The organism is Candidatus Kapaibacterium sp., assembly GCA_025059875.1.
Classification (GTDB): Bacteria; Bacteroidota; Ignavibacteria; order Kapaibacteriales; family HRBIN21; genus HRBIN21.
In genome coordinates this window covers 23,909-49,591 of the sequence record JANXCT010000006.1, presented here as the reverse complement: position 1 = coordinate 49,591, position 25,683 = coordinate 23,909, and the positions used below count along the sequence as shown (strand labels likewise).

24 protein-coding genes and 1 pseudogene are annotated in these 25,683 nt (G+C 59.2%); 14 read left to right on the top strand and 11 right to left on the bottom strand.

What is annotated here, in order from left to right; all coding sequences use genetic code 11:
• Nucleotide 1 precedes the first annotated feature (1 nt).
• Genes rpsO through NZ960_07075 form a run of 8 tightly spaced genes read right to left on the bottom strand, consistent with a single transcriptional unit; the run spans nucleotide 2 to nucleotide 8,264 of the window.
• Nucleotides 2-268: a 30S ribosomal protein S15 gene (gene rpsO / locus NZ960_07110; protein ID MCS7177362.1), complete on the bottom strand. Its 267-nt coding sequence runs from the start codon at nucleotides 266-268 to the stop codon at nucleotides 2-4.
• Nucleotides 243-1,244 (bottom strand): bifunctional riboflavin kinase/FAD synthetase, encoded by a 1,002-nt coding sequence (locus NZ960_07105; protein ID MCS7177361.1) that lies wholly within the window; start codon nucleotides 1,242-1,244, stop codon nucleotides 243-245. The genes rpsO and NZ960_07105 overlap by 26 nt, the downstream gene beginning before the upstream one ends.
• Nucleotides 1,219-1,977, bottom strand: a complete 759-nt coding sequence (gene truB / locus NZ960_07100) for a tRNA pseudouridine(55) synthase TruB (GenBank protein MCS7177360.1) — start codon at nucleotides 1,975-1,977, stop codon at nucleotides 1,219-1,221. Before truB ends, NZ960_07105 begins: the two co-directional genes overlap by 26 nt.
• Nucleotides 1,964-2,356 carry a 30S ribosome-binding factor RbfA gene (gene rbfA, locus NZ960_07095; GenBank protein ID MCS7177359.1) on the bottom strand — a complete coding sequence of 131 codons (393 nt, stop codon included), beginning with the start codon at nucleotides 2,354-2,356 and terminating at the stop codon, nucleotides 1,964-1,966. The genes truB and rbfA overlap by 14 nt, the downstream gene beginning before the upstream one ends.
• A 24-nt stretch (nucleotides 2,357-2,380) precedes the next feature.
• Nucleotides 2,381-5,311 (bottom strand): translation initiation factor IF-2, encoded by a 2,931-nt coding sequence (gene infB / locus NZ960_07090; protein ID MCS7177358.1) that lies wholly within the window; start codon nucleotides 5,309-5,311, stop codon nucleotides 2,381-2,383.
• 12 nt (nucleotides 5,312-5,323) lie between these two features.
• Complete coding sequence (gene nusA, locus NZ960_07085; GenBank protein ID MCS7177357.1) at nucleotides 5,324-6,895, bottom strand: transcription termination factor NusA; 1,572 nt, start codon at nucleotides 6,893-6,895, stop codon at nucleotides 5,324-5,326.
• A gap of 24 nt (nucleotides 6,896-6,919) precedes the next feature.
• Complete coding sequence (locus tag NZ960_07080; GenBank protein ID MCS7177356.1) at nucleotides 6,920-7,366, bottom strand: hypothetical protein; 447 nt, start codon at nucleotides 7,364-7,366, stop codon at nucleotides 6,920-6,922.
• Nucleotides 7,314-8,264 (bottom strand): hypothetical protein, encoded by a 951-nt coding sequence (locus NZ960_07075; GenBank protein ID MCS7177355.1) that lies wholly within the window; start codon nucleotides 8,262-8,264, stop codon nucleotides 7,314-7,316. The genes NZ960_07080 and NZ960_07075 overlap by 53 nt, the downstream gene beginning before the upstream one ends.
• 160 nt (nucleotides 8,265-8,424) lie before the next feature.
• Here NZ960_07075 and NZ960_07070 point away from each other — a divergent pair, with 160 nt between their 5' ends.
• Genes NZ960_07070 through NZ960_07050 form a run of 5 tightly spaced genes read left to right on the top strand, consistent with a single transcriptional unit; the run spans nucleotide 8,425 to nucleotide 12,864 of the window.
• The gene (locus tag NZ960_07070; GenBank protein ID MCS7177354.1) at nucleotides 8,425-10,182 is read left to right on the top strand and encodes a hypothetical protein; all 1,758 of its coding nucleotides are present in this window, start codon (nucleotides 8,425-8,427) and stop codon (nucleotides 10,180-10,182) included.
• 7 nt (nucleotides 10,183-10,189) lie between these two features.
• On the top strand, nucleotides 10,190-10,885 hold the full coding sequence (locus tag NZ960_07065) for a TrkA family potassium uptake protein (GenBank protein ID MCS7177353.1): 696 nt from the start codon (nucleotides 10,190-10,192) through the stop codon (nucleotides 10,883-10,885).
• Nucleotides 10,882-11,748 (top strand): hypothetical protein, encoded by an 867-nt coding sequence (locus tag NZ960_07060; protein MCS7177352.1) that lies wholly within the window; start codon nucleotides 10,882-10,884, stop codon nucleotides 11,746-11,748. The genes NZ960_07065 and NZ960_07060 overlap by 4 nt, the downstream gene beginning before the upstream one ends.
• On the top strand, nucleotides 11,732-12,271 hold the full coding sequence (locus NZ960_07055; protein MCS7177351.1) for a TlpA family protein disulfide reductase: 540 nt from the start codon (nucleotides 11,732-11,734) through the stop codon (nucleotides 12,269-12,271). Before NZ960_07060 ends, NZ960_07055 begins: the two co-directional genes overlap by 17 nt.
• Before the next feature lie 11 nt (nucleotides 12,272-12,282).
• Complete coding sequence (locus tag NZ960_07050) at nucleotides 12,283-12,864, top strand: thioredoxin family protein (protein MCS7177350.1); 582 nt, start codon at nucleotides 12,283-12,285, stop codon at nucleotides 12,862-12,864.
• On the opposite strand, the gene NZ960_07045 is transcribed toward NZ960_07050, so the two are convergent.
• Nucleotides 12,858-14,474, bottom strand: a complete 1,617-nt coding sequence (locus NZ960_07045) for an alkaline phosphatase family protein (protein ID MCS7177349.1) — start codon at nucleotides 14,472-14,474, stop codon at nucleotides 12,858-12,860. The two genes, NZ960_07050 and NZ960_07045, sit on opposite strands and share 7 nt — an antisense overlap.
• Nucleotides 14,475-14,650: 176 nt before the next feature.
• Between NZ960_07045 and NZ960_07040 the strand changes: the two genes are divergently transcribed.
• From NZ960_07040 to NZ960_07025, 4 genes and pseudogenes are all read left to right on the top strand, one after another.
• Complete coding sequence (locus tag NZ960_07040; protein ID MCS7177348.1) at nucleotides 14,651-16,270, top strand: S41 family peptidase; 1,620 nt, start codon at nucleotides 14,651-14,653, stop codon at nucleotides 16,268-16,270.
• An 18-nt stretch (nucleotides 16,271-16,288) separates the two neighbouring features.
• Complete coding sequence (locus NZ960_07035; GenBank protein MCS7177347.1) at nucleotides 16,289-17,071, top strand: DUF3108 domain-containing protein; 783 nt, start codon at nucleotides 16,289-16,291, stop codon at nucleotides 17,069-17,071.
• Entirely contained in the window at nucleotides 17,032-18,000 is a 969-nt protein-coding gene (locus NZ960_07030; protein MCS7177346.1) for a hypothetical protein, read from the top strand. Before NZ960_07035 ends, NZ960_07030 begins: the two co-directional genes overlap by 40 nt.
• A pseudogene (locus NZ960_07025) lies at nucleotides 17,997-18,580 on the top strand (gamma carbonic anhydrase family protein). Before NZ960_07030 ends, NZ960_07025 begins: the two are co-directional and overlap by 4 nt.
• Nucleotides 18,581-19,008: 428 nt before the next feature.
• On the opposite strand, the gene NZ960_07020 reads toward NZ960_07025, so the two are convergent.
• Together NZ960_07020 and ald are read right to left on the bottom strand one after the other, a co-directional pair.
• On the bottom strand, nucleotides 19,009-20,421 hold the full coding sequence (locus tag NZ960_07020) for a hypothetical protein (protein ID MCS7177345.1): 1,413 nt from the start codon (nucleotides 20,419-20,421) through the stop codon (nucleotides 19,009-19,011).
• 84 nt (nucleotides 20,422-20,505) lie between these two features.
• Nucleotides 20,506-21,636 carry an alanine dehydrogenase gene (gene ald, locus NZ960_07015; protein ID MCS7177344.1) on the bottom strand — a complete coding sequence of 377 codons (1,131 nt, stop codon included), beginning with the start codon at nucleotides 21,634-21,636 and terminating at the stop codon, nucleotides 20,506-20,508.
• A gap of 156 nt (nucleotides 21,637-21,792) precedes the next feature.
• On the opposite strand from ald, the gene NZ960_07010 reads away from it, so the two are divergent.
• The 5 genes from NZ960_07010 to rpsB all read left to right on the top strand — a co-directional run bounded on the left by NZ960_07010 (nucleotide 21,793) and on the right by rpsB (nucleotide 25,680).
• On the top strand, nucleotides 21,793-22,800 hold the full coding sequence (locus NZ960_07010) for a hypothetical protein (protein ID MCS7177343.1): 1,008 nt from the start codon (nucleotides 21,793-21,795) through the stop codon (nucleotides 22,798-22,800).
• 31 nt (nucleotides 22,801-22,831) lie between these two features.
• Nucleotides 22,832-23,836, top strand: coding sequence for a fibronectin type III domain-containing protein (locus NZ960_07005; GenBank protein MCS7177342.1), 1,005 nt, complete (start codon nucleotides 22,832-22,834; stop codon nucleotides 23,834-23,836).
• A 133-nt stretch (nucleotides 23,837-23,969) separates the two neighbouring features.
• On the top strand, nucleotides 23,970-24,434 hold the full coding sequence (gene rplM, locus NZ960_07000; GenBank protein MCS7177341.1) for a 50S ribosomal protein L13: 465 nt from the start codon (nucleotides 23,970-23,972) through the stop codon (nucleotides 24,432-24,434).
• A gap of 13 nt (nucleotides 24,435-24,447) precedes the next feature.
• Nucleotides 24,448-24,837: a 30S ribosomal protein S9 gene (rpsI, locus tag NZ960_06995; protein ID MCS7177340.1), complete on the top strand. Its 390-nt coding sequence runs from the start codon at nucleotides 24,448-24,450 to the stop codon at nucleotides 24,835-24,837.
• A gap of 33 nt (nucleotides 24,838-24,870) precedes the next feature.
• The gene (rpsB, locus tag NZ960_06990) at nucleotides 24,871-25,680 is read left to right on the top strand and encodes a 30S ribosomal protein S2 (GenBank protein MCS7177339.1); all 810 of its coding nucleotides are present in this window, start codon (nucleotides 24,871-24,873) and stop codon (nucleotides 25,678-25,680) included.
• Nucleotides 25,681-25,683 lie beyond the last annotated feature (3 nt).

The window sequence follows — 25,683 nt, the reverse complement described above, 5'->3', positions numbered from 1 at the left end:
CTTACTTCCGTAGTTCGAGTGCCTGTAAGAGCCGCTGATACCGCTCCCAGTCAGTACGTGCAAGGTAGCGCAGTAGGCGACGCCGCTTGCTGACCATCAGGATAAGCCCACGGCGGCTGTGGTGGTCCTTTTTGTGCTTTTCCAGGTGCTCGGTAAGATTCCGGATGCGTTCCGTCAGCAGTGCTACCTGGACTTCCACAGCACCCGTGTTCGTTGGACTGCCACCGAACTGTTGGATGAGCTCAGCTTTCCGTTCCTTGGTCACCATGGATAGGCTGACTCACGACTGTGGGACTTTGCTCCAAGAGGCGATGTTCGGCAATCCATGTACGGCAGTAGGCCTCGTCCCGCTCCATCTGCTCCTGCAGTGCTTCGGGTGTGGGGAAGGGGAGCTCTGCTCGTACACGGGCCCAAAACGAAACACAAAGCCGCTGATTGTACAGGGAGCCAGAGAAATCCAGCACGTAGAGCTCTAACTGTGGTGGGAGGTCGTTGCCAAAGGTGGGACGGACCCCGTAACTCACAAGGCCTGCATAAGGCCTGCCAGCGATCTGCGTAGTGGCAATGTAGACCCCGTGGGCAGGTAGAAGCTGCTCTGGGGCCTCTACTTGGAGATTGGCCGTAGGAAAGCCCAAACGGCGTCCACGCCCATCCCCTCGGACGACGGTGCCGCAGACGGTGTACGGGTATCCTAGGAGCTTCGCTGCCGTCTCTACGTCCCCCTGCTGTAGGGCGCGTCGGATTGTGCTGCTGCTGACGGTGATGCCGTCGACGATGAAGGGCGGGAAATGCTCTACGATGAACCCAAGTGCCTGTCCCAGCTGCTGAAGGAGTTCTAGGTTACCACGGCGCTCGTGTCCAAACATGTGGTCGTGTCCGACCACAATGCCCCGTATGCCAAGGATTCCCAGGAGGTAGTGATGGACGAACTCCTCCGCCGATGTACGGGCCAGCTCTGTTGTGAAGGGAGCTACAACGACCTCGGCAATTCCAATTTGCCGAAAGTGCTCCAGTTTGGCTGGAAGTGGCGTGAGAATGCCAATCGGGGGCCGCCTGCCTAAGACCATTTGGGGATGGGGCTCAAAAGTCACGACACACGCTGTGAGAGCCAGCTCCTGTGCCCTTCGGCAGAGGTACTCCAGCAAGGCTTGATGCCCACGGTGGACCCCGTCGAAGGTCCCAACGGTTGCAAGCCGTCCTTGGGAATGTTTGGGGACGTCAGACCAGTGGGTGTAGACGCGCATGCTGTTGAGCAATCGCCTGTGAGAGTTCGTCTGGTGACACTGCATCGTCAACGTGGTAGGGGCCGATTGCCAATCGGCGTAGCTCTACGACATACGCGCCACACCCTGCCGCTGCCCCAAGGTCCCGGACGAGTGCTCGGACATAGGTGCCTGTTGAGCAGACGGTGAAGAGCTCCGCAAAGGGCGGTTCCCACCGCGTGAGCTCCAGTTCGGCGATGTGGACAGTGCGTGGGAGAGGAGAGACAGAGATACCGGCGCGAGCTAATTCGTAGAGTCGCTTCCCGCCGTGGTGTACGGCGGAGTACTGCGGGGGTACTTGCTCGATAGTGCCTCGGAAGCGTTCCAGGAGCTGACGGAACTCTGCCTCGGTCACGGTAAGCTCGGAGCAGATGGGTTGCTCCGGAGCCTCGGCATCGTCGGTAGCAGTGATAGCACCTAGCTTCATCCGGGTTACGTAAGTCTTCGGCATACGCTGGAAGGTTGGGAGTAGCCGCGTTGCCCGCCCGATTCCCAGAATGAGGAGGCCAGTTGCTAAAGGATCCAGTGTACCGGCATGCCCAATGCGGCGTAGCCCTAAGAGGCGGCGCAGGAAGCGCACAGTATCGAACGAGGACCAGTAGCGAGGCTTGTCTAAGAGGATGAAAGCTCCGACGGAACAAGCTACGGAGAGCCATTCAGGGAGTTGGTCCAGCGTGGAGCGTCGTAAGAAGGGGAGTCCCTCAATTCTGGACATCACCATCGTTTCTGTTCTCCTCTTCCCGTGCTGACTCCTGCTGCCGGAGTCGGTTGAGGAGCTCGGTGATGCGTTCTGCATGAGCAGCAGAAGTGTCGTGCCGGAAGCGGAGCTCTGGGATGTAGCGCAGATGCGTGTGCTGAGCAATGTACCCTCGGAGCTTCCGTTGCTCTTGCTGGAGGCGATGGAGTACCTGCTCTGGTGGAATAGGAGCGCCGTAGATGCTGACATACACGGTCGCATATCGCAGGTCCCCGCTCATCTGCACTCGGGCCACCGTTAGCAAGAGTTTCGGTGAGATCTCCCCGGCAAGTTTGCGCAGCGGCTCGCTTAAAACCTCCTGTAGGAGGCTGCCAACGCGCTCAGCCCTAATCGACATCCTCCTTCCTTCCCGCGATGTCGGTTAGACGGATAGGCTCCGCTTTTGCTCGACTAGCCTGAAGGTCTCTATGATGTCCCCTTCGCGGAAGTCTTCGAAGCCGGAGACCATGAGCCCACACTCATAACCGGCTGCAACTTCTCGGACGTCCTCTTTGAAGCGCTTCAAGGACTCAATTGTACCGGTATGGATGGGCAAGCCTTCACGGAGGATTCGGGCTCGGGCATTTCGCTGAATGACTCCGTCGGTGACATAGCAGCCGGCAACGGTCCCGATCCGGCTGATGTGGAAGACTTGCCGGACTTCTGCATGTCCGAGAATTTCCTCCTTGACCTCTGGGCTGAGCAACCCTTCCAACGCTCGCTTGACGTCGTCCAGGCACTCGTAGATGATGCGGTACGTGCGGATCTCCACCCCTTCGGCCTCAGCCACTTTGCGGGCTGCGGCTGTAGGCTGGACTTGGAAGCCGATGACAACGGCTTCAGACGCGGCTGCTAGCATGACGTCTGCCTCCGTGATGGCCCCAACCCCAGCATGGAGGAGATTGACCCGGACTTCGTCGGTTGAGAGTCGAAGGAGGGCATTCGTCAGAGCCTCGACCGAACCCATGACATCAGCTTTCAGAACAAGCCGGAGTTCACGGATATGCCCTTCGGAAATCCGCTGCGAGAGATCGCCCAAGGTAATGGAACGGGCGCGCTGCATAGACTGCTGGCGCTTTAGCTGCTGGCGGCGCAAAGCGATCTGCCGCGCTAAGCGCTCGTCGTCAACGACGACAAGTTTATCGCCGACTTCAGGAAGCCCGTCGAAGCCTGCTACCTGGATGGGGGTGGAGGGTGGAGCGCTTTCACAGCGGTTCCCCCGCTCATCGTAGAGCGCACGTACACGCCCATACTGGAGTCCTGCTACGAAGACGTCTCCGATCCGTAGGGTCCCGTTCTGCACGATGACAGTTGCTACAGGGCCTTTGCCCTTATCGAGATGGGCTTCAATGATGGTACCGCGAGCAGGGCGGTCGGGGTTGGCACGGAGGTCCAGCAGCTCAGCTTCCAGGAGGATTTTCTCCAGCAACACGTTCACGTTCTTGCCCGTCAGTGCGGAGATTTCCACGGACTGGTAGCGCCCGCCCCACTCTTCTACCAGGATGTCGTGCTCGGCCAGTTGCTGACGGATTCTGTCGGGATTTGCCTCGGGTTTGTCGATCTTGTTAATCGCCACAATGATCGGGACATTTGCTGCGCGAGCGTGGTTGATAGCCTCCACAGTCTGGGGCATGACAGCATCATCTGCAGCAACGACCAAGACCACGATGTCGGTCACCTGGGCCCCACGAGCACGCATGGCAGTGAAGGCCTCGTGTCCCGGAGTATCGAGGAAGGTGATGAGTCGTCCGTCGGGAAGCGTGACTTGGTATGCCCCGATGTGCTGGGTGATGCCACCGGCCTCGCCGGCGACGACGTTCGTCTGGCGAATGTAATCCAGTAGAGTGGTCTTGCCATGGTCTACATGACCCATGACTGTAACAATTGGTGGTCGAGGACGAAGGCTCTCTGGCGGATCGGGCTCATCCACGAGCTCACCTGCCTCCTCGACGTCTTGGAAGTGTACCTCATAGCCGTAGTCAGCAGCAATCAGCGTAATGGTGTCACGGTCGAGCCTCTGGTTGATGGTGACCATGAGGCCTAGCTGCATGCACTTGCTGATGATCTCCGAGGCCTGGACCCCAAGGAGCTGAGCCAGCTCAGCTGTGGTGAGGAACTCTGTCGTATACAGGATCCGGGACTGCCGGACCTCTTCTTCCCGACGTTTCTCCTCGCGTTCTGCCCGACGTTTCTGGCGTACACGGGCCCGCAACTGCAGGCCCGTCTCTTCCGCACCGATCAGGGTTTGGCGAATGACCTCCTCGAGCTCCTCTTGGCTAATCTCCTCCAAGATGCGCCGACGGCGCCTCTTAGGGACGGTCTCTTCGCCAAGGGTGAGCTTACGGCGCTGGGTACTCTTAGGTTTCGGCGGGGCCTGAGGAGATAGCGGCCCCGGAAGGGAAGGTAGGAGAGGAATGGAGGGAGCCGTTCTTTCGGCCTTCTTTGGACTTCCTGGGGCACCTGGTCGTGGGCGCTGCTCCTCGCGCCGCTCAGGTTGCGTTGGCTGCCTCGTGGGCCGGTGAGGTGATTCTCCTACTTGGGAGCGGGTAGGTGCGGAGGTCGCTCTGCCTTTGGATCGGGCTCGTCTGAGTGTCCGGTCCTCCGTTGGTAAGCTTATCCTGCCGATGATTCGGAGTCCACCAGTGGTGGTCGGGGAGCTGCTAATGGTCCCCTCGGGGGTTACAGAGATGACCTCACGACGGCGCTCTGAAGGTTGGGTGAGAGGAAGGTCTGTCGAAATCTCGGGAATCGGCTGTTCTGCAACGGGCGTTTGGGCAGGTTCTTCAGTGGGAGCTTCGGAGGCGATAGCTTCCGCTATACCAATCTGTTCCTGACTGGGTGCCACTTCAGGAACAACAGAGGGGACTTCCGTGGAAGGCTCGGGCTCAGTTGCGAGCACTTCTGGGAGGGAGAATGGGGAAGGTCCTTCAGGGGTGGGTATGGCTTTGGCTGGACTTAGAGGGGACTGTTCCTCTTCTGTTACGGCCTCTAGGAGGATGGGCTCTTCTGGAATAGCTGCTTCTACGGTCTCCGCGGCCGGTACCTCGGTTCTCGAGCGCTTCACTGGCTGGCGCTCCGTAGGGCGCAGGACTTTTTCCGTCTTCTCTCGGCGCTTCTCCGCGTTCGCTAGGTCTTTTCGGAACTTGTCCAGCACAAGCTGGAGCATCTGCTCATCCAGCTCTGCCGTTGGCTTGTTGGCAATCTGGTATCCTCGGGAGTGGAGGAACTCCACGATGGTATCCTTGCTCACTTCCAGCAGCTTGGCGATCCGAAAGAGCTTGACAGGGGCCTGGATGTCGTGCAATTCCGTCATGGGCAGCGACTGCTATGCAGTGTGCTCGTCTTCACTATCGCTATACGGCAGCTCGTCGGAGAGTCGGTAGCGCTCTTCTTCATCTTCTCCTTCTTCGTCCCGTCCACCGCCATAGTCGCGGCTTTGTTCTTCTGCGAAGACCTCACGGACGTCCTCTACCTCCAGGATAGAGCGGCGCTGAGGAGCCAGTGATGCAGCCTCTGATGCTGTCGGGGTTGTGGATGCTGACTCCAGAGTGGGGCTGCTATCTACAGTTTCCAGGGTGGTGGAGAGCTCTAGTGCTAGGATGCGTTCCCGTATGGCCGGATCCTCTTGCTCATCGAACTCCTCAAGCATCAGCTGGCGGAGTTCCAAGAGGAGGTCCTTGGTCATACCTGGTATACGTAGGAGTTTCTCGGGGTCAGCCTCCAAGAACTCTCGTGCAGTATCAATGCCAGCTTCAATAAGGCGTTCGTAGAGCTCCCGGCCCAATTCTTCCCGGAACTCAAACAATTCGATGTCTTCCGGAGTTTCCTTGACGAGGGTGATAGCGTATCCGGTTAGCTTGCTAGCTAAACGTACGTTGTGGCCGTTGCGCCCAACAGCTAAGGCTACTTGGTCGTTGGGGACCACCACAGTGGCACTCCGCGTTTCGGGGTGGACTTCCACGCTGAGGACACGAGCTGGCTGGAGTGCCCGCGCAATGAAGGTGGCAGGGTCTGGAGAGTACTCGATGACGTCGATGTTTTCATTGTTAAGCTCCCGGACGATGGCATGGATGCGGATGCCCTTCATACCAACACAGGCACCGACAGGATCCACACGGTCGTCGTGGGAGATAACGGCAACCTTTGCTCGTTCTCCGGGTTCACGGGCGACAGCCTTAATCTCTACTACGCCGTCGTATACCTCAGGGATTTCAAGCTCGAAGAGCTGCTTGAAGAAGCGGTCATCAGCGCGGGAGAGGATAATGTCGGGCATCCCGCCAGGGCCACCGGTAGGACGGACCTCCTTAATGAGGGCGCGCAGGGTTGCTCCCTTACGGTAGCGTTCACCCGGAATTTGCTCCTCCCGTGGCAATCGCATCTCCACTTTATCGTGGAGCACCAGGACGTCGCCGCGCCGGACTTGGTAGATTTCGCCGATGATGATTTCGCCAACTCGGGAGCTGTACTCGGTATAGATGTTCTCACGCTCAACCTCTCGGATACGCTGTGCAAGGCGCTGCATACCCCAGGCGACAATTCGCCGTCCAAAGACTACTGGTAGGTCCTCTAGCCGGATCTCCTCTACGTACTCGTCGCCGACCTCGTATCCCTCTTCACCACGGGCTTCAAGTTCTTCTAAGGCGATCTCTGTGCTGGGATCCTCCACAGTCTCAACGACGGTGCGAACAACGTAGATTTCGATGTCACCCTTGTCCATGTTGACAATGATCTCCGCTTGTGCGTTGGGGCCGTACTTCTTCTGCACCATATAGCGTAGAACCTCCTCGAGGATGCCTTGGAGGATGTCCCGATCGACGCGCTTCTGGCGCGCCATTTCTGTAAACGCGGCGATGATCTGCTGCTTATCAGGCGTGTGTTGCTTTCTACGACGTGGCATGAGTTATAGCAGGCCGTTGTAGCACTACCACTGTGGGAGGACGTAGGCGTTGAGCAGCTCTGAAAAGGGGACCCAACGCTGCGACTGTCCCTGTCGTAGATGAAAGCCCTGTGGAGTGACGCTCTGGAGAGTTCCCTCTACCCGAGAATGATCTACTAATTCGCATCGGAGCCGGCGTCCGATATGTTTGGTGAACTGCCACGGAAAGGTCAGCGGTCGGTCTATCCCCGGCGAAGATACTTCAAGAAACTGGAATGCATCCTCGAAGGGATCACCAACGAACTCTGCCAGAACGGCATCCGAGATGGCAGCACACTCTCGGTGCGTCACACCTGTCTCGTTGTCAATGTAGAGCACCAGTCGCTGGCGTCCGGGGAGGCCGATGAGGCGAGCCTCCAAGAGGTAGCAGCCATGTGCATTACAGATGGCCTGGAGACGTTCCAGAATAGCAGGCGGGATAGCGTCGTGCATTGGCCAGCAGATATTCGGCGCTACTGGAGATACTGCTAGAAGTGTGCAAAAATACAGCGTTTCCACGGACTTCTGGTGAGAGGGGTACAGAGAGAGCCGCGCGAATGTACCCGATTGCTTCTCGAGGGAGCTGGAGACGGCGGAGTCTCGGGAGCTCTCGCGATGCGAACTTGCGAGCTTCACCTTCCTCACCAGCAAGACGAGAATACAGGATGTAAGCGGCAGCGTTCCAGACTAACGGACCCTCCCATGTCATCTCCTCTGTGTGGAGGAGAGAGTCGTAGGCACGGAGGGCGGCATGCCGTTCCATTTGCAGGAACTCTCTCCATACCTCCTCGGCCCGTTTAGAGTCGACAGTAGGTTCTAGGACGAAGAAGCGGTTGGGGATGTACATCAGAAGAGCCCGAGGTCCGTCCCATTCATCAGGCCAGAACGGGCCGTAACCAACCGCCACCAAAAGACTGTCCCGACCGAGACGGAGTAGTCGTGGGGTACCTACTAGCTCAGCCACTCTGCGAGGGGGATTGAGGGACCAGATGACCATTCCGAAGCTTTCCCCTCCATTTCCTCCAGACCATGTGTGAGCAATGAGTAGCGGGAAGCTTCTACCTCCAACTGTCTCGACAGTGAGCGGTGGGGTAGTGTCGGTGGTGGAGAGGCACGTTCCTTCAATGTCGTGGAAGACTGCGTGGAGTCGGTAGATGCTATCCCCCAGAGAACCAGTGAGCACGACGATGGAATCTATGACACAGTCGGACCAAGCGTCGTGGGAGGTGGTGCGGACAGCAAGGATGCGATAGGTAATGTTCCCGACAGTTGAAGTCAACTCTGCTCCGTGCGGAAGGATTGTATACTCCACCGGGAGCTTTGGAGGCAAAGGGCGTGCAGTGGCAGGCATTGGCTGAGGTTCTGCGCTGCGTTGGCAGCCTGCCAGGAGGAGGGCCAAGAGAGCGGGAACAGCAAGAGGGTGCATAATTTCGTGCGTATCCTGTCGTGGGCTGCATACAAATTTACAGCAGCGAGGCACTCGGGGTGAGCATAGGCGCATAACGTTTCGGATGCAGGTCCTCTTACGAACCGAGCGGCTCCGATGGGTATGGCATGGGCTCAACGGGCTGCTGCTACTCTGCGGTGGTGGAGCACTGGCGCTCATCATTGGGGAGGTGGGATTTGCACGTACGTGGACGTGGTTGGAGGAAGCTACGCGGATTGTGCTGGTGATCTTCGTACTGCAGGAGCTCCTGAGGGTTGCCATAGTTGCTTCGCCAGGACGCTACCTTCGCCAGCATTGGTTGGAGGCTGGGGTAGCTCTGCTCGTTGGGGGAGCGCTAGTAGCACAGGAACTCCTGCGCTGGGTTGGAGGTGCGTTCTTACCGGGCGTGAGTTGGGAACGGGTTGCGTTAGTGTACTTAGTGGTGACGCAGGCGCTGGTGCTTGGGGGGCTCTTCGTTCGGGTAGTGCGCCATCATGCAGCGATCAGCCGACTGGAATTGCATCCAGCGGGATTGTTATTGCTGAGCTTCGTCGCGCTGAGCCTCCTTGGTGCGGGACTGCTATTGTTGCCAGCAGCCCGGACGCAGGAGCTCGGGGTTCTGGATGCCCTCTTCACGGCAACGAGTGCTGTGTGTGTAACTGGGCTGACGGTGGTGGATACGGCAACGCACTTTACGCTCTTGGGGCACCTCATCCTCCTCGGGCTTATCCAGGTAGGCGGGCTGGGGCTCATGACATTCATGAGCTTCTTCGGTCTGCTCTTCACCGGTGGACTGGGAGTACGGGAGCGACTCGTACTGAGGGATGTCTTCGCCGTAGAGAGCCTCGCGGAGGTTCGTCGGTTGCTAGTGCGAATCGTTGGGCTAACGGTGCTCGTAGAAGGGGTAGGAGCATGCCTGCTTTACTGGAGCGATGGTGGTGGGTTTCCGTTGGACGGTCAGAAGGCATTCCGGGCGCTGTTCCACGCCGTGTCGGCATTCTGCAACGCTGGTTTCTCGCTCTATCCGGCGAACCTTGTAGCGCAGCAGCATAACCTTTTGTACTTGGCAACCATTTTAGCCCTGGTCGTCCTCGGTGGATTAGGCTTTCCTGTGCTGTCAGCTCTTCTGGCCATGCGTCCGTGGGCTGCTCCTGCGCGTCGGCTCCAGCGAAGACTACCCGTTAGCGCAAAGCTCGTGTTGCTGTCTACCTTTGTCCTCCTGCTTGGGGGAACAGTCTTGCTGTGGGTTCTAGAGCACGATGGGGTCTTCCGTGGGTTTTCTGGCGTTGAGCAGTGGTTCCAGGCTCTATTCTTAGCCGCCGTTCCCCGAACAGCGGGGTTCAACAGTGTGCCAATTGATCAGCTTTCGGTACCGGCTTCACTGGTCGTCATAGGTCTTATGTGGGTTGGGGCTTCCCCGGCCTCTACAGGTGGTGGAGTGAAGACGCTCACCGTAGCGGTTGCTGTGATTGGTGTGGTGCAGCTCCTCCGAGGAGGGGATCGGGTTGAGCTCTTCTACCGTGAGCTCCCTCTTGAGAGTGTGCTTCGAGCATTGGCTGCGGTAGTTGCTTCTGCTGCACTCCTGCTGAGCAGTGCTTTCTGCTTGCAGATGTTGGAGCCACACCGAAGCTGGATTGACGTGCTGTTTGAGACAGCGTCAGCACTAGGGACCGTAGGGCTGTCGCGTGGGATTACGGCAGAGCTCAGTGCTGTATCTAAGCTACTGCTATGCCTGTTGATGCTCGTCGGACGTGTTGGGGTGCTTTCGGTGCTCCTAATGTTGATCCCCACACGTCCTGCAGAGCGCTATCACTATCCGCAGGAACGAGTCATCATCGCATAGGTATGAGATGAGCCTCCGTGTTGCTATCATTGGGCTGGGCCACTTTGGGCGGAACTTAGCGCTACGCCTTACCGAAGAGGGATGCGAGGTCTTAGCCATTGACCGCAATCCTGAACAAGTGGAGTTCCTCCAGGATCGGGTTGCTGTAGCGGTGACGCTGGATTCGACCGAAGCCCGGCCCTTGCGAAAGCTGGGGCTGCGGGACGTGGATGTTGTGGTCGTCGCTATTGGGGAAGACTTCCAGAGCTCACTCCTAACGACGGCATCACTGCAGGAGATTGGGGTCAAGCAGATCATCAGTCGCGTCATCTCTCCTGTCCACGAGCGGCTTCTTCGCCTCATGGGGGTGCAGGAGCTGGTGCTGCCAGAGGCCGAGGCTGCTGAAGCTTTGGCCAATCGGCTACTGCTGGGAAGAGTCCGCAAGGCTTTTGAGCTTTCGCCAGAGTACAGTATCGTGGAGATAGAGGCCCCGCGCCACTTCATCGGTAAGCAGCTCCGCGACTTAGGCCTGCGTGAGCGCTATGGGGTGAACCTGGTCACCATTAAGCGGGTCCAGCAGCGAGCGGGGCTGCTGAGTTTGGGGCAGCACGAGCGTGTCCGCGTTATTGGGGTGCCGACACCAGAGACGATCATCGAGCCGGGAGATATCCTGGTTGTCTTTGGCCGAGAGCAAGAGCTTCACCGGCTGCTAGAGGAGGAATGATGTGTTGGGGTAAAGTAGGACTGCTTGCTCTTGGCATAGCGCTACCCCTTGCGGGACAGTGGTGTGAGGTGGGGCGTGCAGCGGCGCTGAACTCTGCAGCAGACGACTTTGCCCCCGTCTGGGACCGATGGCGAGGTTATCTACTGCTGAGCTCCACGCGGCAAGGAGAGTCGCGAATCTACAGGGTAGCCTGGCAAGATACAAACTGGGGGACACCACAGCCACTACTCTCTGTGAGTGGGCATCACCTCTCGTACGCTGCTCCGCTTCCGACGGGAAACCTTTACGTCTGCCGGTATCGGCTAGGGCGCCGGCAGGCTTACTTGCACATTGTGGAGGCCGTGCCCGAGGTTAATGGTCAGTGGCGATGGCAGGAGCTGCCGGCGCTAGAGGCTGAAGAGGCGTTTACGATGCATCCGACGGTCTCGCCCGACGGTCGAGTGCTCATCTTCGCCTCAACCAGAGCTTCTGGACGGGGCGGCACTGACCTCTGGATCTGCTACCGCCAGGGGGATGGTAGCTGGAGCGTTCCGCAGAATCTCCGAGAGCTGAATTCCCCAGGCAACGAGATTACTCCGCACCTGGCTGCAGCCGATACTCTCTACTTCGCCTCCAACGGTCACGGTGGCGCTGGCGGGTATGATCTCTTCATCAGCGTTCGCGGTTGGGACGGGCGATGGAGCGATCCGGAGCCGCTCGTTGGACTCAATACTGCGGCCGATGAATCGGATTTCTGCCTCCTGCCAGGCTCTCACAAGGCCCTCTTCGTCCGTGGTACCGGAGTAGGCACGCTGGATATCTTCACAGCCCAGCGCTGCCTTTCTCTGCCAGTACTGCCGTCGCAGGATGCGCTACCGCGCTGAGGAGTGCGTCTGTGCTACTATGGCCAGTTTAGCCCATAAGGTGAGGGTCGCCTTGGTAGCAGCCGGAGTTGCAGTAAGCAGTATTGCTGCGCAGGCTCCATTCCCCGTTGTGACTCCAACGCAGCTCCGGCAGCTCCTGCAACGCCAGGGCGATACCCTTGTGGTGGTCAACCTGTGGGCGACGTGGTGCACTCCGTGCCTTACGGAGCTCCCGCTCTTCGACTCCCTAGCGCGTCGGTATGCACATCTGCCCGTTCGGGTGTGGCTGGTCAACGTGGACTCCCAGGCGCGGCGGCAGCAGGTCCTGCGCTTCCTTGCCCGACGCCGCTTCCAGGCATACTCTCTCCTGCTGTCGTACGGGCGTGGAGACCAGTGGATGGATACGCTCCATCCGGAGTGGTCGGGGACACTTCCGGCAACGCTCTTCTGGCGGGTGACAGATTCGCTGTCCAGCCTCGTGGAAGGGGAATGGACAGCTGCAGCTTTGGAGGAACATGTCCAACAGTACCTGCGACCTCGATGATGGTGGCTCGTATGCTGGCTCTCTGGACTCTTATCGTTCCGGCTTGGGCGTACACTATCGGGGACACGGTGGCAGACTTCCGGTTGCGGAACGTGGATGGGACGCTCGTCGCTCTGAGCCAGTACGCTAGGGATGCCCGTGGTGTCGTTGTCGTCTTTACGTGCAATAGCTGCCCGTATGCGAAAGCATATGAGCAGCGCATCATAGAGCTCCACCAGAGCTTCGCTCCGAAAGGATTCCCGGTCTTGGCTATCCAACCGAACGACCCACAGCGTTCGCCAGACGACTCCTTCGAGAAGATGCAGCAGCGGGCGGCTGAGAAGGGGTATCCCTTCCCGTACGTCTGGGACGAGACACAAGAGGTGGCACGCCGCTTTGGGGCACGGCGAACCCCCGAGGTCTTCCTCTTACGACGGGCTGGGGAGGTGTTCGTTGTGGCGTACAAGGGGGCTATTGACGACAACAGCGAGGACCCGTCAGCAGTCCGGCAGCGCTACGTGGCTGACGCTATCAACGCGCTCCTGCGGGGAGAAACGCCTTCCGTAACGCAGACACGCGCTGTTGGCTGCACTATCAAGTGGCGGCGTCAGTGAGTTGTGGGTGAACCCAGGACGTGAGGCAGTGCTCGGCCCGTTGCCGTGGGTAGCCGAATTTGGAGCAGTGCGGCAAGCGTTGGAGCGACGTCTTCCGGCGTCGTCGGCTCGGTGGAACTACCGCAAGGAATGCCGGCACCGAAGAAGACTAGAGGGATGAATCGGTCGTACTCGTACGGCGTTCCGTGAGTTGCTGGGACGTCAGTGCCGAAGATCCAGAAAGGGCGCGGGTAGAGGAGGATATCCCCAGCATTTCTCGGCGGGAAGGAGCGTTGCAGGAGGGTATAGAGTGTGTCGGCAACACGGTCGGCAGGGGGCTGCCGTAGCTCCGACGCTCGGAGCACAATACCGATCCCCTCATATTCACGTAACCAGCGTACAAGGCTGTCCAGAACGACCTCAGGCTCGTGCTGACTCTGGCGGATGAGCTCCCGGTTGAGGAGCATAATCGGCGGTTCCAGGATGAACCAGTGTAACCCTGCTTGGCTGCCGAAACTGGCAATGAGGCGTCGGTGGAGGAAGAGAGCGAGCTCCTCAGTACTGATGCGGCCAGCGTCAATCCCCGGATAGGCTCCTGGTCCGGCCTGGAGGAGCATCTCCGGCACAGGGGCAACACCGTGGTCAGAGGTCACTACAACGACGTAGTGCGAACGCCCGATGGAGTCGTCGAGGAACTGGAGGAATTCGCCCAGGATTTGGTCACAGCTCAGGTAGAGCTCCAGGAGCTCCCGGCTCTCCGGTCCGAAGTAGTGGCCAACGATGTCTGTGGTGGAGATGCTGACCCAGAGGATGTCCGGGATGGAGTCGCGGCCAAGAGCTTCAGAGTGAATCGCAGTGCGAGCTGCATCCATGAGCCACGCGACGGAGAACGGGGAGAGGAGGAAGGCGTCCCAGAAGGCCTTGGTGGTGTCTGGTAGCCGGTGGGGGAATGCAGAGGAGCCTTCTGGGAAACGTGCTTCCCAGGGCACGGAGTCAATCGGTGCAAAGGAAGCCGGCAGGAGCGGCTCCCAGACCCTGCCAGCGTACTGCCATGCAGAATGGCGACGATTCCATTCTGAGAGCCATGCTGGTGGAGCTTGCGTTGGGGAGGTAACTAAGCCGTCCTGCTCAGGGTCGAGCCAGAGCACGGCCGTGGGGGAGTGACCACCCATCATGAGGGCTGCACGTGCCTTGTGCGAGAGAGAAATAACCTTAGCCTGTGGGAACCGCTCTCGCAGGGCATCTCCTAATGTGGGGAGGCGTAGCCACATCGTGGAGGGAAGGCCTGAAGTGTCTGCAGCGCAACCAACGAGGCGGCGCGGACAGCAGTCAGTGACGAGTGTGTTGCCACTGATGCCGTGCTGGCTAGGGGGAGCCCCTGTGGCCAGTGTCGCGTGTCCAGCGCACGTGACGGTGGCACCGTGCTGGATGAGGCAGTTGCGGTACCAGAAGCCTTCAGAGAGGAGCCTCTTGAAGCCTGAACTCCACAGAGGCTGCCAACGCCATAGGTAGTCACCTCGCATTTGGTCGAAGACTAGGACGACGACGAGTCGTGGCGTCGGCCCAGCTCCGACTCCTCTGCTCCCGGCTAGGATAGCAGCTACTACGACGCAAAAGAGGAGGCGCAGCATTCTGGAGATGGCTAGCTGTCGGGAGTGCGAAAATAGTAGAGTCTGCTGCCCCGCCTGGGTCTGAGTGCTGTTACGGTCGTGTTACGCAACACTTCAGCTGCGAGGCGGAGATGACACTGTGACGGCAGCCTCGTTCGTCACTGGCGCATAGTCGTAGCATGTGGCGAGTGCATTGGATGGGTTCCCTCCGTCGTCAGCTCTTGGGGGCTGTTGCCCTGGTCTTCTTGGGGATTGTGATCGGGGTTTGGTGGAGCCGCCCGCTCCTCTCCGTTGACAACGTCTACGAGCAGCTCCGGAAGTTCAGCGATGCTCTCAACTACATCTACCGCAACTACGTGGAGGAGGTAGACTCGCAGCGCTTAGTGGAGGCGGCTATCAAAGGGATGCTGGATAGCCTAGACCCCCACTCAGTCTACATCCCCGTTAGCGAAATGCAGCGCGTGGAGGAAGATTTCCGCGGTAGCTTCGAGGGCATTGGGATAGAGTTCGACGTCATCAACGACACCATTACCGTTATTGCTCCGATTGCAGGAGGTCCAGCCGAGGCGCTGGGGATCCAAGCGGGGGATAAGATTGTCACCATTGACGGGCAGAATGCTGTAGGACTCTCGCGCAGTGAAGTCCCACGTCGCCTCCGAGGACCGAAGGGGACCGTCGTCCGAGTTGGAATTCGACGGGCGGGGATGAAGGAGATCCTAGAGTTCACCATTACGCGGGACCGCATTCCGATCTACAGCGTGGATGCAGCCTTCGTCATAGAAGGGACGGACATCGGCTACATTCGAATCAACCGCTTCTCCGCCACTACGTACCAAGAGTTTCGTGAAGCCCTCCAACGCCTTCAGGCTGCAGGGATGCGCAAACTCATACTAGACCTACGCGGCAATCCTGGCGGCTTTATGGACCAGGCGATTCGAATAGCAGACGAGTTCGTCCCAGGCGGCCACCGGATTGTCTATACGCGTGGGCGCGTACCGGAGTTCAACGAGGACTACTATTCTCGTGATGGCCAGCCGTATGAGCGGATGCCCCTCATTGTGTTGGTCAACCGGGCTTCGGCTTCCGCTAGTGAGATCGTCAGCGGAGCTGTGCAGGACTTAGACCGCGGACTGATCGTCGGCGAGACGACCTTTGGAAAGGGGTCCGTACAGCGACAGTACGAGCTGCCAGATGGTGCTGGACTGCGGGTAACGGTGTCGTTCTACTACACCCCTTCCGGCCGCATGATCCAGCGCCCATACAAGGGGAAGAGTCGTCAACAGTACGTTGCTGATCAAGAGGAGCTGTCCGAGGAGGGTGAGAACTTCGCGCATAAGGAGAGTTCTCGCGAGGATACGACTCGCCCTGTGTTCAAGACCCTCCATGGCCGAAAGGTACTAGGAGGCGGTGGTATCACTCCGGACTACATCATCCGCTCCGATACGGTAACACCGCTGTCGGTAGAGCTGCGCCGCCATGGGCTGTTCTGGAAGGTGGCCGAGGAGTACTTGGCAAACCATCGGGCGGCGCTGGAGCGACAGTATGGTGCAAACTACTGGGCATTCGTGCGTGACTTCCGCTTGCCTTCGACCGTCATAGACCGGCTGCGTGGGCATGCTCGCGAGCAAGGTATCAAATGGGACGAAGAGCACTTCCGTACGGATGCCGCTTACATTGAGCACGTCATCAAGGCCCAGATCGCACGGGCTATCTGGGGGAACAACGCCTTTGCGGCGGTTATGCTCCAAGTTGACCGCCAGGCGCAGAAGGCGCTAGAGCTCTTTCCGGAGGCAATCCGGATCGCACGACTGCAGTAGAGTGGCGATAACCTGTGGATGCAGCACTGCGCCGTAGTGGCGGCAATAGTCTGTCTATTCAACTCTGTCTCAGCCCAGCTGCTACAGTTGGACGAGGAGCTGGAGTACGAGGTCTCTTACCTGAGCATCCCTTTGGGCAGGATCCGGATCGTTACGCAGGGTACAGAGTCCCTCGGTGATCGACCAGTTGTCAGGGCTGTGGCGTACATGGAGTCGTACCCCAGTATCCCCTTCTTGAGCCTGCGCTCGGAGTTCCGAAGCTGGTTGGACACTTCAGCTGCCTTCTCGTACCGCTTTGAGGGCTGGGCGAGGCAGGGCAATGAGGAGAAGCATGGGAAGGCAGAGTTTGACTACCGACGGCGCCTCATCTATGTAGAGGAGTGGGAGAACGGGCGGCAGGTTTTAGCCCGCACGTATCTGCTCCGAGCACGAATGAACGATGGGCTCTCGCTGCTGTTCGCGGCCCGGCGCTTCGTCTTCTCGGGTAAGAGCTATCGCTTTCCTACGGTTGTGGCAGGGGATACGGCGGCTACAGTCATCCACTTCGTAGGGCGCCGCGAGCCTGTGCGGATTTCGGCCCTGCCTCATCCAGTGCAGACGGTGTATTTTCGTGGCGTAGCGAACTGGACAGGCATCTATGGCTTGACTGGGGCGTTTGAAGGATGGTTCAGCGATGACGAGGCACGGGTACCGATCCGGGCGAAGATGCGGGTCTACCTTGGGAGCATCACCATAGAGCTCGTCCGCTGGAGGCGGCAGGGATGGCGGCCACCGGAGGTACACGTCGGAAAGGCTCAGTGACGCGCAGCCGTGCTATCATTGCGGGAATTGATGGTGGGGGGTCGCGGACACGTGTTGTGGCGACTGATGGAGAACGCAGAGCCACTCTTGAGGTCGGAACGGTCCGGATTAGTGCCGTTGGGATTGGGGAGGCCTGCGAGCGGCTAGTGAATGCCCTCAATGAGCTGCGGGAACAGCTCGACGTTGCCGGTTACGATGCCGTCGTTGCAGGTATCGCTGGGGTTTGGTTGCCGGAGGAGCAGCAACGAGTGGAGCAGGTCCTGCGATGGATGGCACGCGAACGACGGCTGCCGCTCGGCGAGCTGAAGGTCGTCAGTGATGCGGAGATCGCTGTCGAGGGGGCCTTCGGCGGGCAACCAGGGGTCGTGCTCATCGCTGGGACGGGCACGATTGCCATTGGGCGGACGGCTGAAGGTAACTTGGTCCGCTGTGGTGGGTGGGGGATTGAACTCGACGACGAAGGTAGCGGCGCCTGGATCGGGCGTGAGGGGCTAACGGCCATCGTTCGTGCCTTGGATGGCCGCGGACGCCCAACGCGACTGGCAGAGCGGTTAGCGCAGCTCTATCCCTCTATCCGCCTCGAGCAGCCGCGCACGATTGTAGCTGCCTACAACGAGCGTCTGTTCGATTACCCGACGCTGACTCCGTTGGTGATGTCCTGCGCCGAGGAGGGGGATGAGGTCTGCTACGGAATTCTGGAGCGAGCGGCTGACCATTTAGTGGAGCTACTCCTCCCTCTGCGACAAGCCTTCGCTGAGCGACCAATCTCGCTGGCTTTGCTCGGAGGGATGCTGGAGAACCATACGCTCCTGGCCCGGCTCTTCCGCGAGCGCTTCCAGCGGATAGCAGGGTACCGCCTTCAGCCTCCCCAGGGAACGCCGCTAGATGGTGCTCTAGCGATGGGACAGCGACTGCTGGAGGAGGAATGACCGAACCGCAGTTCCAGTGGGCAATAGTGCTTCCGTGGGAGGGGAAAGTCCCGAGGATAGCACCGACTGTTTGGTGTTTGGCTAGCCACAGGGGTATGCATCATCGGGGATGTCCACATCGGCGACCGTTCGTCGGTGTGGTTCAACACCGTCGTCCGTGGCGATGTCCACAGCATCTGGATTGGAGCTGAGACGAACATCCAGGACCTGTGCCTCCTGCATGTCACGCACGGTCGGTATCCACTTCGAATCGGGAACCGTGTTACCATCGGACATCGTGCTATCGTCCATGGTGCAGAAGTTGAGGACTGCTGCCTCATCGGCATGGGGGCCTGCGTCTTACTTAGATGGAGCGCGCATTGGGACGTACAGCATCGTAGCGGCGGGCTCCGTCGTCCGGGAACGGCAAGAGGTCCCGCCGGGGGTGCTGGTAGCGGGTGTCCTTGCTCGTGTCGTCCGGGAGCTGATGGAAGAGGAGCGGCATCGGATTGAGGAGTCTGCAGAGCACTACGTGGAGTGTGCCCGGCGGTACCGGGCATACTTCGCTGGAGTTGCGGGTGGTCATGTCCAACAGTCCTGAGGGAACCGAATGGTGTGGAACTGGAAGGTTTACCTGTTGGCTCTCCTACTCGTGGTGCCCGCGGCTGCCCGGGACCTCCCGCTGCGGGAATTGACGGAGGACCCGGAAGCTGTATGATGAGCAGTCGGTCTCTGTCGTGGGAACGATTGCAAAATACCGTGAACGGGTTTCCCGCGCTGGTAACCCGTACACGACGTTCCGCTTAGAAGAGGATGGGGGCCTCGGTCAATGTCTTCGCCTGGGGACATCTTCGCCTGGGGACATCAAGGCCTTCAGAACAGGCAGCGGGTACGGGTACGGGGCATTTACCGGCATGTCAAGCGTGTGCGGCAGTACACCTTCTACAACGAGATTGAGGCTTGGCAGATAGAGGTGCTAGACCGCAAGGGAGGACGGCTGCTTGAGGGTCTGCCGCAGATTAGGACCACTCAGTACCGGTACGTCAGCCCGGCAGCAAGTGTTAGCGGAGTTCGAGTGAGGGTGAGTGACTGGGCGCTGTAGCTGGTCCGGAGCTCGGAGAGCTCCAGTCGGCGCGCGACGAAGTCAAGCCGAATGTTGGGTGCAAGGTAGAGGCCGGCTCCAATCGCAGTAATCACCGTCGTTGCCCCAGGGATGTCTTGGGCGTACGGAGAGGTGATGCTGTTGTAGCTGGCGCGGAGAGTTAACGGCACGAGCGGCAGCATCCACTCCACGGCCGCTCCCCAGATGGTCTGTCCAACGAGCCGCTGCGAGATGACGTCGTTCAGAGCCAGCACTTCCCATGGGGCATCGGTGAACTCTAGCTGGGTGACGTCTGAGAATGCCACTCCGGCTGTAAAAGTGAGTCCGATGGAAGAGAGATGGAACGCGGTCGCTCCAGAGAAGACGAACGGCGTCCGGACATTGTAGGAGTTCTGTCCTTCCTCAGTGAGGGACCGACGGTCGCCGTTGTCGAAAGTCGCAGTTGCCCGCTGGGCAAAGCGTTCACGAACTTGGAAGAACGTGGGGAAGTGGACGACAGCGCCGGCACGCAGGGACTCTCCCACGCGTACTAGGAACCCAAGCCCTCCAGTGATGCCGGAGAGCTCTTGGGTGAGATTCTCGCGCAGCTCGAGGGCGTCGAAGTCAACGTTGGTAAAGCGGACCGTGTCCAGCCAGTTGTAGCGGTTGTGGATGTCTCTCTCACGGTAGTCGCGGCTATAGGAGAAGCGTCCGTACTTCAGGGCAACCGAGAATCCCAGGGAGACCCAGGGGGCTAACTCAAACCCTACGCCCCCTGCCAGCGAGTGTAGCCCGCCACTTTCTCGAACAAAGGCTTCCTGGAAGAGGCTGTCCTCTAAGGGGGTAAACATCCGCCCGTTGATGGTGTCGGCCAGATACAGGCGGAAAGCCCAGTTTTCTCTCGGACTACCGGTCTCTCTCGCCCAGGCAGCGATGATGCTACTGGTGGGGTTGAAGGCAGCATAGCGGAATGAAGTTTTGTAGTCGTTGTCCATTGCATAGGCCACGGCGATGCCGACTCGAGTTAAGCCCCAGCGGTCGACCATGGCTGCTCCCAGATGAGTCAAGGCGGTGGAGTTAGAGGTTGCAGAAGTTTTCTGTGCTAGGAAGTTCGACTCGGCAGCATTGTGCGAGAAGAAGAGCCCGCCGCTGATCTCAAACCCAGGCAGGAGGATCAACCCAGCAGGGTTGTAGTGGAGGGCGCCGATGTCGTCAGCGAGCGCTACGAAACCGATCCCAATACCACCAGCCCGAGGCGTAATGTAGCCATCCAGCCGTGCCATCCGGAGGGCATCCTCTACGAATTGCGCGGAGGCGATGGGGACAAGGCATAGGCCGTAGACGACAGCAAACCACCACATCGTTCAGCTCCCAATGTACACCGACATATGGAGACGCTGGCTATGACGCTGGCTATCAGGAAGTCTATTTTCCTGCGATGCGACCTAAGGCGTGTGGACTGTGCCAAGGAGACGGAGCGGTTCGACGTACTCAAGCCCGAAGGACTCTGCAACGCCCGGGTGCGTGATGACGCCATCAACGATGTTGAGCCCGGCTAGGAGCTCGGGATTCGTCCGCACAGCATCCTCCCAGCCCTTGTCGGCAAGTTCCACGATGTAGGGTAGAGTCGCATTCGTCAGGGCGATAGTGGAGGTGACGGGTACAGCCCCTGGCATGTTGGCGACGCAGTAGTGGACAATGCCGTCCACAACATAGATGGGATTGTCGTGGGTTGTGGGACGACAGGTTTCGACACAGCCCCCTTGGTCAACGGAGACGTCTACAATGACGCAGCCAGGCCTCATGTCGGCAAGCATCTCTCGGGTGATGAGCTTTGGCGCCTTTGCCCCTGGGATGAGCACGGCACCGATGACGAGGTCGGCCTCCCGGATCACCCGTCGGATGTTGGCAGGAGTGGAGACCATGGTGATGACGTTGCGCGGCATGACGTCGTCCAGGTAGCGCAGGCGGTAGAGGTTGGTATCCAAGATGATAACCCGAGCTCCCAGACCGGCAGCAATCTTCGCTGCGTTCGTCCCAACGACCCCCCCACCGAGGATGACCACCGTTGCCGGTTCGGTGCCGGGTACTCCGCCGAGTAGGATCCCACGGCCTCCCATCGTGCGTTCTAAGTACTTTGCTCCCTCCTGAGGTGCCATCCGCCCAGCAACTTCGCTCATTGGGATGAGGAGAGGAAGTGAGCCATCAGCACGCTGGACTGTCTCATAGGCGATGGCAACGCATCGGCTGCGCTGGACAGCACGGGTGAGCTCCTCCGAGGCAGCGAAATGGAAGTAGGTGAAGACGACCTGACCCGGTCGGAGCAGCTCGTACTCTGGCTCGATGGGTTCTTTGACCTTGACGACCATCTCCGCTTGAGCGTAAATCTCCTGTGGCGTCTCGACCAGGGTGGCGCCAGCGGCTTGGTACGCTTCGTCTGCAAAGCCACTGCCAATGCCGGCATTGCGTTCTACCAAGACCGTGTGCCCGTGCTGACGGAGGATCTCCACGCCAGAAGGAGTCAGCGCGACACGATTCTCCCCCGGCTTGATTTCACGTGGGACTCCGATGACCATGGACGCTTCTCCGTTACTGACAGCACTCTCGGCAAAATTACACCGCTGCTTATGAAGGCATAACGAAGGGGCAATCCGAATGAGCTCGTGCATGGGGGTGGTTTAGCGTATATTTGTGCTGTGGCCGCAGTGCTTGTTCCACAAGGGGATGTACTGATGCGGTGGCTGGGGGTTGGTGGCGGAGTGCTGGTATCTGTGCTTTTGCTTGGATGTGTGGAGGATAATCCGAGCCTAAATCCTACAATCACGGTCTCGGCAGTGCCCGTTCCGGAGGCAGCAGTAGCAATCGTCAACGAGTCTACAGTTAAGGTCCGCTGGAAGCCATCCCCATCGCAGGACCTACCGGCCTTTAGGAGCTACTACTTGGTCCTCGTGGAGATGGCTACTCAGAATATCGTCCGCCGGATTGAGGTATCGGAACGCAAGCCATCGTATGAGCTTGTCCTGGGAGGCCTCAAACGGGGAGTTCTCTACGGCTTAGACATTTGGGTGCGGTTTCGGGACAATACCTTGAGCTCAGCTCCTCGAACCGTTCTCTTTGCCCCAGCAGTCCAGTACACAGAGGTCCTAGGCCAACCTATCCGGCTCTACGAACAAGATGCCCCGCCCCAGCTCCCGAACGGGCTGAACTTCAACCAAAGTGGGCAGCCGGCACTTCTGCCGCGCCGAGCAGCGGCACAGTGGGACATCTGCTTTGAGATCGTAGATGGCCAGGCTCGTCTGGGGTGTGTCAAGAGCAGTATGGCTTACGTAGGGGATTCAGCCGAGTATGCCCAAGGCCGTAAGCCGTTGCTGCGGGGCATGGGGAGGAGAACGCTGGTTGGAAGCAATCTCGTTCAGGATGTGAGCGCATTGGATGAGGTCTGGGTCAGCTCGACGCTGGACACCGTAGCCGGGCGCTTAGACACTGTCATGCTCCAGATACCAGAGCAGCTCCCCTCAGGCAAGGGTGTCGCCTTCTTCCTGATGCGGGCCGATACAACGTGGGCCAAGGTGCTCATTAAGCCGGGCCCCGATGGCCGCCTCATCCAAGGGACGGCGCCCCAACGGTATGTAGAGCTGGCAATCTCTTACCAGACAGAGAAAGCCGTCCCTTCGGCCCTGACAGGTAGCCGTAGGTTCGTGCAACCAATCTCAAGACAGCAACCGACAAAGCGTGAGTGAGGCATATGTCGAACATCCAACCTGCTGACCTATGAAAGCCTTAGCAGTTCGTTTCGGTGGCATCACCTTGGTCCTTCTAACAATAGCGTTGCAGTGGTGGGGATGCGCGGAGGAAGAGATAGCAGAGAATCCCCCAGCACCACCGAGCAACCTACAGGCTCTCTCCGTCAACGATTCCACAGTTCGTCTAAAGTGGACTGCTTCACCTTCGGAGAGCTCGCCTGACTTCGGTTTCTACCACCTCTCCGTCTATGAGGACGCGACGAGCAGGTTGGTCGGGACTATCCGGCTAGGCACTCGGACGCCTGTAGACATCACCGGTCTGCGGACTGGGGTGATCTACCGCTTTGAGCTCCGCTCCTCCTGGAGAGATACGACTCGGAGCGATGCCCGAAGCACTACGGCGGCAGTCGTCCGCTGGTCCCCAGCGACTCGATACACGACGCTCCCCGATGGCAGCCCCATTCGGCTCTACGAGACAGCCTCTAGGTTCCCGAGTGGTCTGGACCTTGAAGGTCCCGACGGCAAGCCGCGGACCCTGACCGTAGCGCAGGGGAATGAGTGGGATCTATGCCTGGACACAAGGCCCGTTCAAGGGAGAGAGTCCTGGGATATCGGTTCTCCGGGAAAGAGCTCGTACGACATCACGAGCCCCCGTCGAACACTGATTGATACCCTCCGAATCAAGCAGCAGCGGTATCTCACGGTGGATAGTCTGAACCAAATCTTTGAGACGGAGGCGTTTGGGGGTGTTGGAATGGCGGAGGTTCTCTTCAACTTCAACAACCAGCGCCGAGGTTTCATCGTGGTCCTGCGGACTCAAGATGGAAACTGGGCCAAGGTCTTCGTGAAGGCTGATGCTCAGGGAAACGTCCTACAAGGGACCTCGCCCAACCGCTACGTCGAGCTGGAGGTCTCCTACCAGAAGACGCCGAATGTCCCGTACGCTCTCCCGCGAGCGTGGGAGCCTTCCGGTACTGATGGGTTCGTTCCGACAATCCACATTCGCACCCAGAAGAAGGAAGCGGTAGACTAAAGCTGCAGGAGGCGGCCCTCTGCCTTCATGAGGATTGTGTGAAGGGCTGTTTTCCTATTTTGGCTGTGTGGCAGGCGAAGGCGCTGTATTTTTGCAGGCTCTTTCAAGCACTTGAACTCCCGAGGAGTGGACTATGGCACTGCAACCTTCCGGTGGGATAACAAAGTCGGTGCGCCGGGATGAAGTAGAACGCCGGTGGTGGGTCGTCGACGCTGCGGGGCAGACGCTGGGGCGCTTGGCATCCCAGGTAGCCCGTTTGCTCCGCGGCAAGCACAAGCCGTACTTTACTCCTCACGTCGACTGTGGGGATTTCGTCATTGTCATCAACGCTGCCCAAGTGCGCGTGGAGGGCAAGCGGTGGAAGTACAAGGAGTACTTCCACTACACAGGCTACCCCGGCGGGGCACGCTTTGAGAAGTTCACCGACCTGCTCCGGCGGAAGCCGGAAAAGGTCATCGAGCATGCCGTGTGGGGAATGCTGCCCAAAGGACGGCTTGGAAGGCGAATCTTTCGGAAGCTGAAGGTCTACGCGGGTCCGGAACATCCCCATCAGGCACAGCAGCCGCAAGAGTATAAGCTCCCGTATCCGTGTGACTAGCGCTTGAGCGGAGATGTCACGGGTTATCCTAGCAACAGGACGTCGGAAGACAGCAGTCGCCCGGGTCGTTGTAACGCCGGGAAGCGGTGTCATCACCGTCAATGGTCGACCCTTCGAGGAGTATTTCCCCTTGGAAGCTCACCGCAAGGACATCCTCCTCCCGCTGGAGCTCACAAATACGCTCGGGCGGTTTGACATCCGAGCGAACGTGAGTGGTGGCGGCATCAGTGGGCAGAGCGGTGCTATCCGTTTGGGGATTGCTCGAGCCCTGGTGGAGGTCGATGAGGAATTCCGCAAAATCCTGCGGCCAGCCGGGCTCCTGACACGCGATCCCCGCATGGTCGAGCGGAAGAAGTACGGCCAGAAGAAGGCACGCAAGCGCTTCCAGTTCTCCAAGCGCTGAAGCAGATCAGGTGAGTCTAAGCTCTGGGAACCGATGGCGATCGTGACCGTCGAACAGCTCGTCCAAGTAGGAGCCCACTTTGGACATCTGACCCGACGCTGGAACCCAAAGATGCGCCCTTTCATCTTCGGCGAGCGCAATGGGATCCACGTCATCGATGTACGAAAGACGCAGGCGCTGCTGGAGATTGCCCGCTCGGCAGTAGTAGACATCGCAGCCCAAGGGAAGCTCGTTCTCTTCGTTGGGACGAAGCCACAGGCTCAGGAGATTATTCGCCGTGAGGCCGAGCGCTGTGGGATGCCGTATGTTACCCACCGGTGGCTTGGTGGGACGCTGACGAACTTCTCCACGATTCGTCAGAGCATCAGGCGCTTGGCAACGATCGACAAGTGGGAAGTTGACGGTACGCTGGAGCAGTTCACCAAGAAGGAGCGGCTGCAGCTCCTGCGTGAGCGTGATAAACTGCGGACGCTCTTCGGAGGCATTGAGCAGATGAACCGGCTACCGGGGATGCTGTACGTCGTAGACATCGTGCGGGAGCATATCGCCGTCAAGGAGGCCCGTATCCTCGGGATTCCGACGGTGGGCATCGTTGACACCAATGCCGATCCTGAAGCCGTTGACTACCCAATCCCAGCCAATGATGACTCGGTGGCGGCCGTGGAGCTGTTCACACGGATCATTGCTGACGCCGTCATAGAAGGCCGTCATGTGGCACGGCAACGAGGTAAGGACGTCGAGGCCCTGCTGGAGGAGCATGAGCAGAGGACAGGTACTGCTGTGCCACGCCGCCAGCTGAGTGAGACAGGGGCTCCTACGGCGAGTGAGAGTGGAGCAGAGTGAGGG

Bases quoted from the DNA above. Each gene is read 5' to 3' on its own strand.
- rpsI (MCS7177340.1), top strand. From the start codon at position 24,448: ATGTCACGGGTTATCCTAGCAACAGGACGTCGGAAGACAGCAGTCGCC.
- NZ960_07045 (MCS7177349.1), bottom strand. From the start codon at position 14,474: ATGCTGCGCCTCCTCTTTTGCGTCGTAGTAGCTGCTATCCTAGCCGGG.
- NZ960_07030 (MCS7177346.1), top strand. From the start codon at position 17,032: ATGGCGGCCACCGGAGGTACACGTCGGAAAGGCTCAGTGACGCGCAGC.
- NZ960_07035 (MCS7177347.1), top strand. From the start codon at position 16,289: ATGCAGCACTGCGCCGTAGTGGCGGCAATAGTCTGTCTATTCAACTCT.
- NZ960_07070 (MCS7177354.1), top strand. From the start codon at position 8,425: ATGCAGGTCCTCTTACGAACCGAGCGGCTCCGATGGGTATGGCATGGG.
- NZ960_07005 (MCS7177342.1), top strand. From the start codon at position 22,832: ATGAAAGCCTTAGCAGTTCGTTTCGGTGGCATCACCTTGGTCCTTCTA.
- truB (MCS7177360.1), bottom strand. From the start codon at position 1,977: ATGTCCAGAATTGAGGGACTCCCCTTCTTACGACGCTCCACGCTGGAC.
- rplM (MCS7177341.1), top strand. From the start codon at position 23,970: ATGGCACTGCAACCTTCCGGTGGGATAACAAAGTCGGTGCGCCGGGAT.
- NZ960_07060 (MCS7177352.1), top strand. From the start codon at position 10,882: ATGATGTGTTGGGGTAAAGTAGGACTGCTTGCTCTTGGCATAGCGCTA.
- rpsO (MCS7177362.1), bottom strand. From the start codon at position 268: ATGGTGACCAAGGAACGGAAAGCTGAGCTCATCCAACAGTTCGGTGGC.
- infB (MCS7177358.1), bottom strand. From the start codon at position 5,311: ATGACGGAATTGCACGACATCCAGGCCCCTGTCAAGCTCTTTCGGATC.
- NZ960_07050 (MCS7177350.1), top strand. From the start codon at position 12,283: ATGCTGGCTCTCTGGACTCTTATCGTTCCGGCTTGGGCGTACACTATC.
- ald (MCS7177344.1), bottom strand. From the start codon at position 21,636: ATGGTCATCGGAGTCCCACGTGAAATCAAGCCGGGGGAGAATCGTGTC.
- rbfA (MCS7177359.1), bottom strand. From the start codon at position 2,356: ATGTCGATTAGGGCTGAGCGCGTTGGCAGCCTCCTACAGGAGGTTTTA.
- NZ960_07075 (MCS7177355.1), bottom strand. From the start codon at position 8,264: ATGCCTGCCACTGCACGCCCTTTGCCTCCAAAGCTCCCGGTGGAGTAT.
- NZ960_07010 (MCS7177343.1), top strand. From the start codon at position 21,793: ATGCGGTGGCTGGGGGTTGGTGGCGGAGTGCTGGTATCTGTGCTTTTG.
- rpsB (MCS7177339.1), top strand. From the start codon at position 24,871: ATGGCGATCGTGACCGTCGAACAGCTCGTCCAAGTAGGAGCCCACTTT.
- NZ960_07040 (MCS7177348.1), top strand. From the start codon at position 14,651: ATGGGTTCCCTCCGTCGTCAGCTCTTGGGGGCTGTTGCCCTGGTCTTC.
- NZ960_07105 (MCS7177361.1), bottom strand. From the start codon at position 1,244: ATGCGCGTCTACACCCACTGGTCTGACGTCCCCAAACATTCCCAAGGA.
- NZ960_07080 (MCS7177356.1), bottom strand. From the start codon at position 7,366: ATGCACGACGCTATCCCGCCTGCTATTCTGGAACGTCTCCAGGCCATC.
- NZ960_07055 (MCS7177351.1), top strand. From the start codon at position 11,732: ATGCGCTACCGCGCTGAGGAGTGCGTCTGTGCTACTATGGCCAGTTTA.
- nusA (MCS7177357.1), bottom strand. From the start codon at position 6,895: ATGCCACGTCGTAGAAAGCAACACACGCCTGATAAGCAGCAGATCATC.
- NZ960_07065 (MCS7177353.1), top strand. From the start codon at position 10,190: ATGAGCCTCCGTGTTGCTATCATTGGGCTGGGCCACTTTGGGCGGAAC.
- NZ960_07020 (MCS7177345.1), bottom strand. From the start codon at position 20,421: ATGTGGTGGTTTGCTGTCGTCTACGGCCTATGCCTTGTCCCCATCGCC.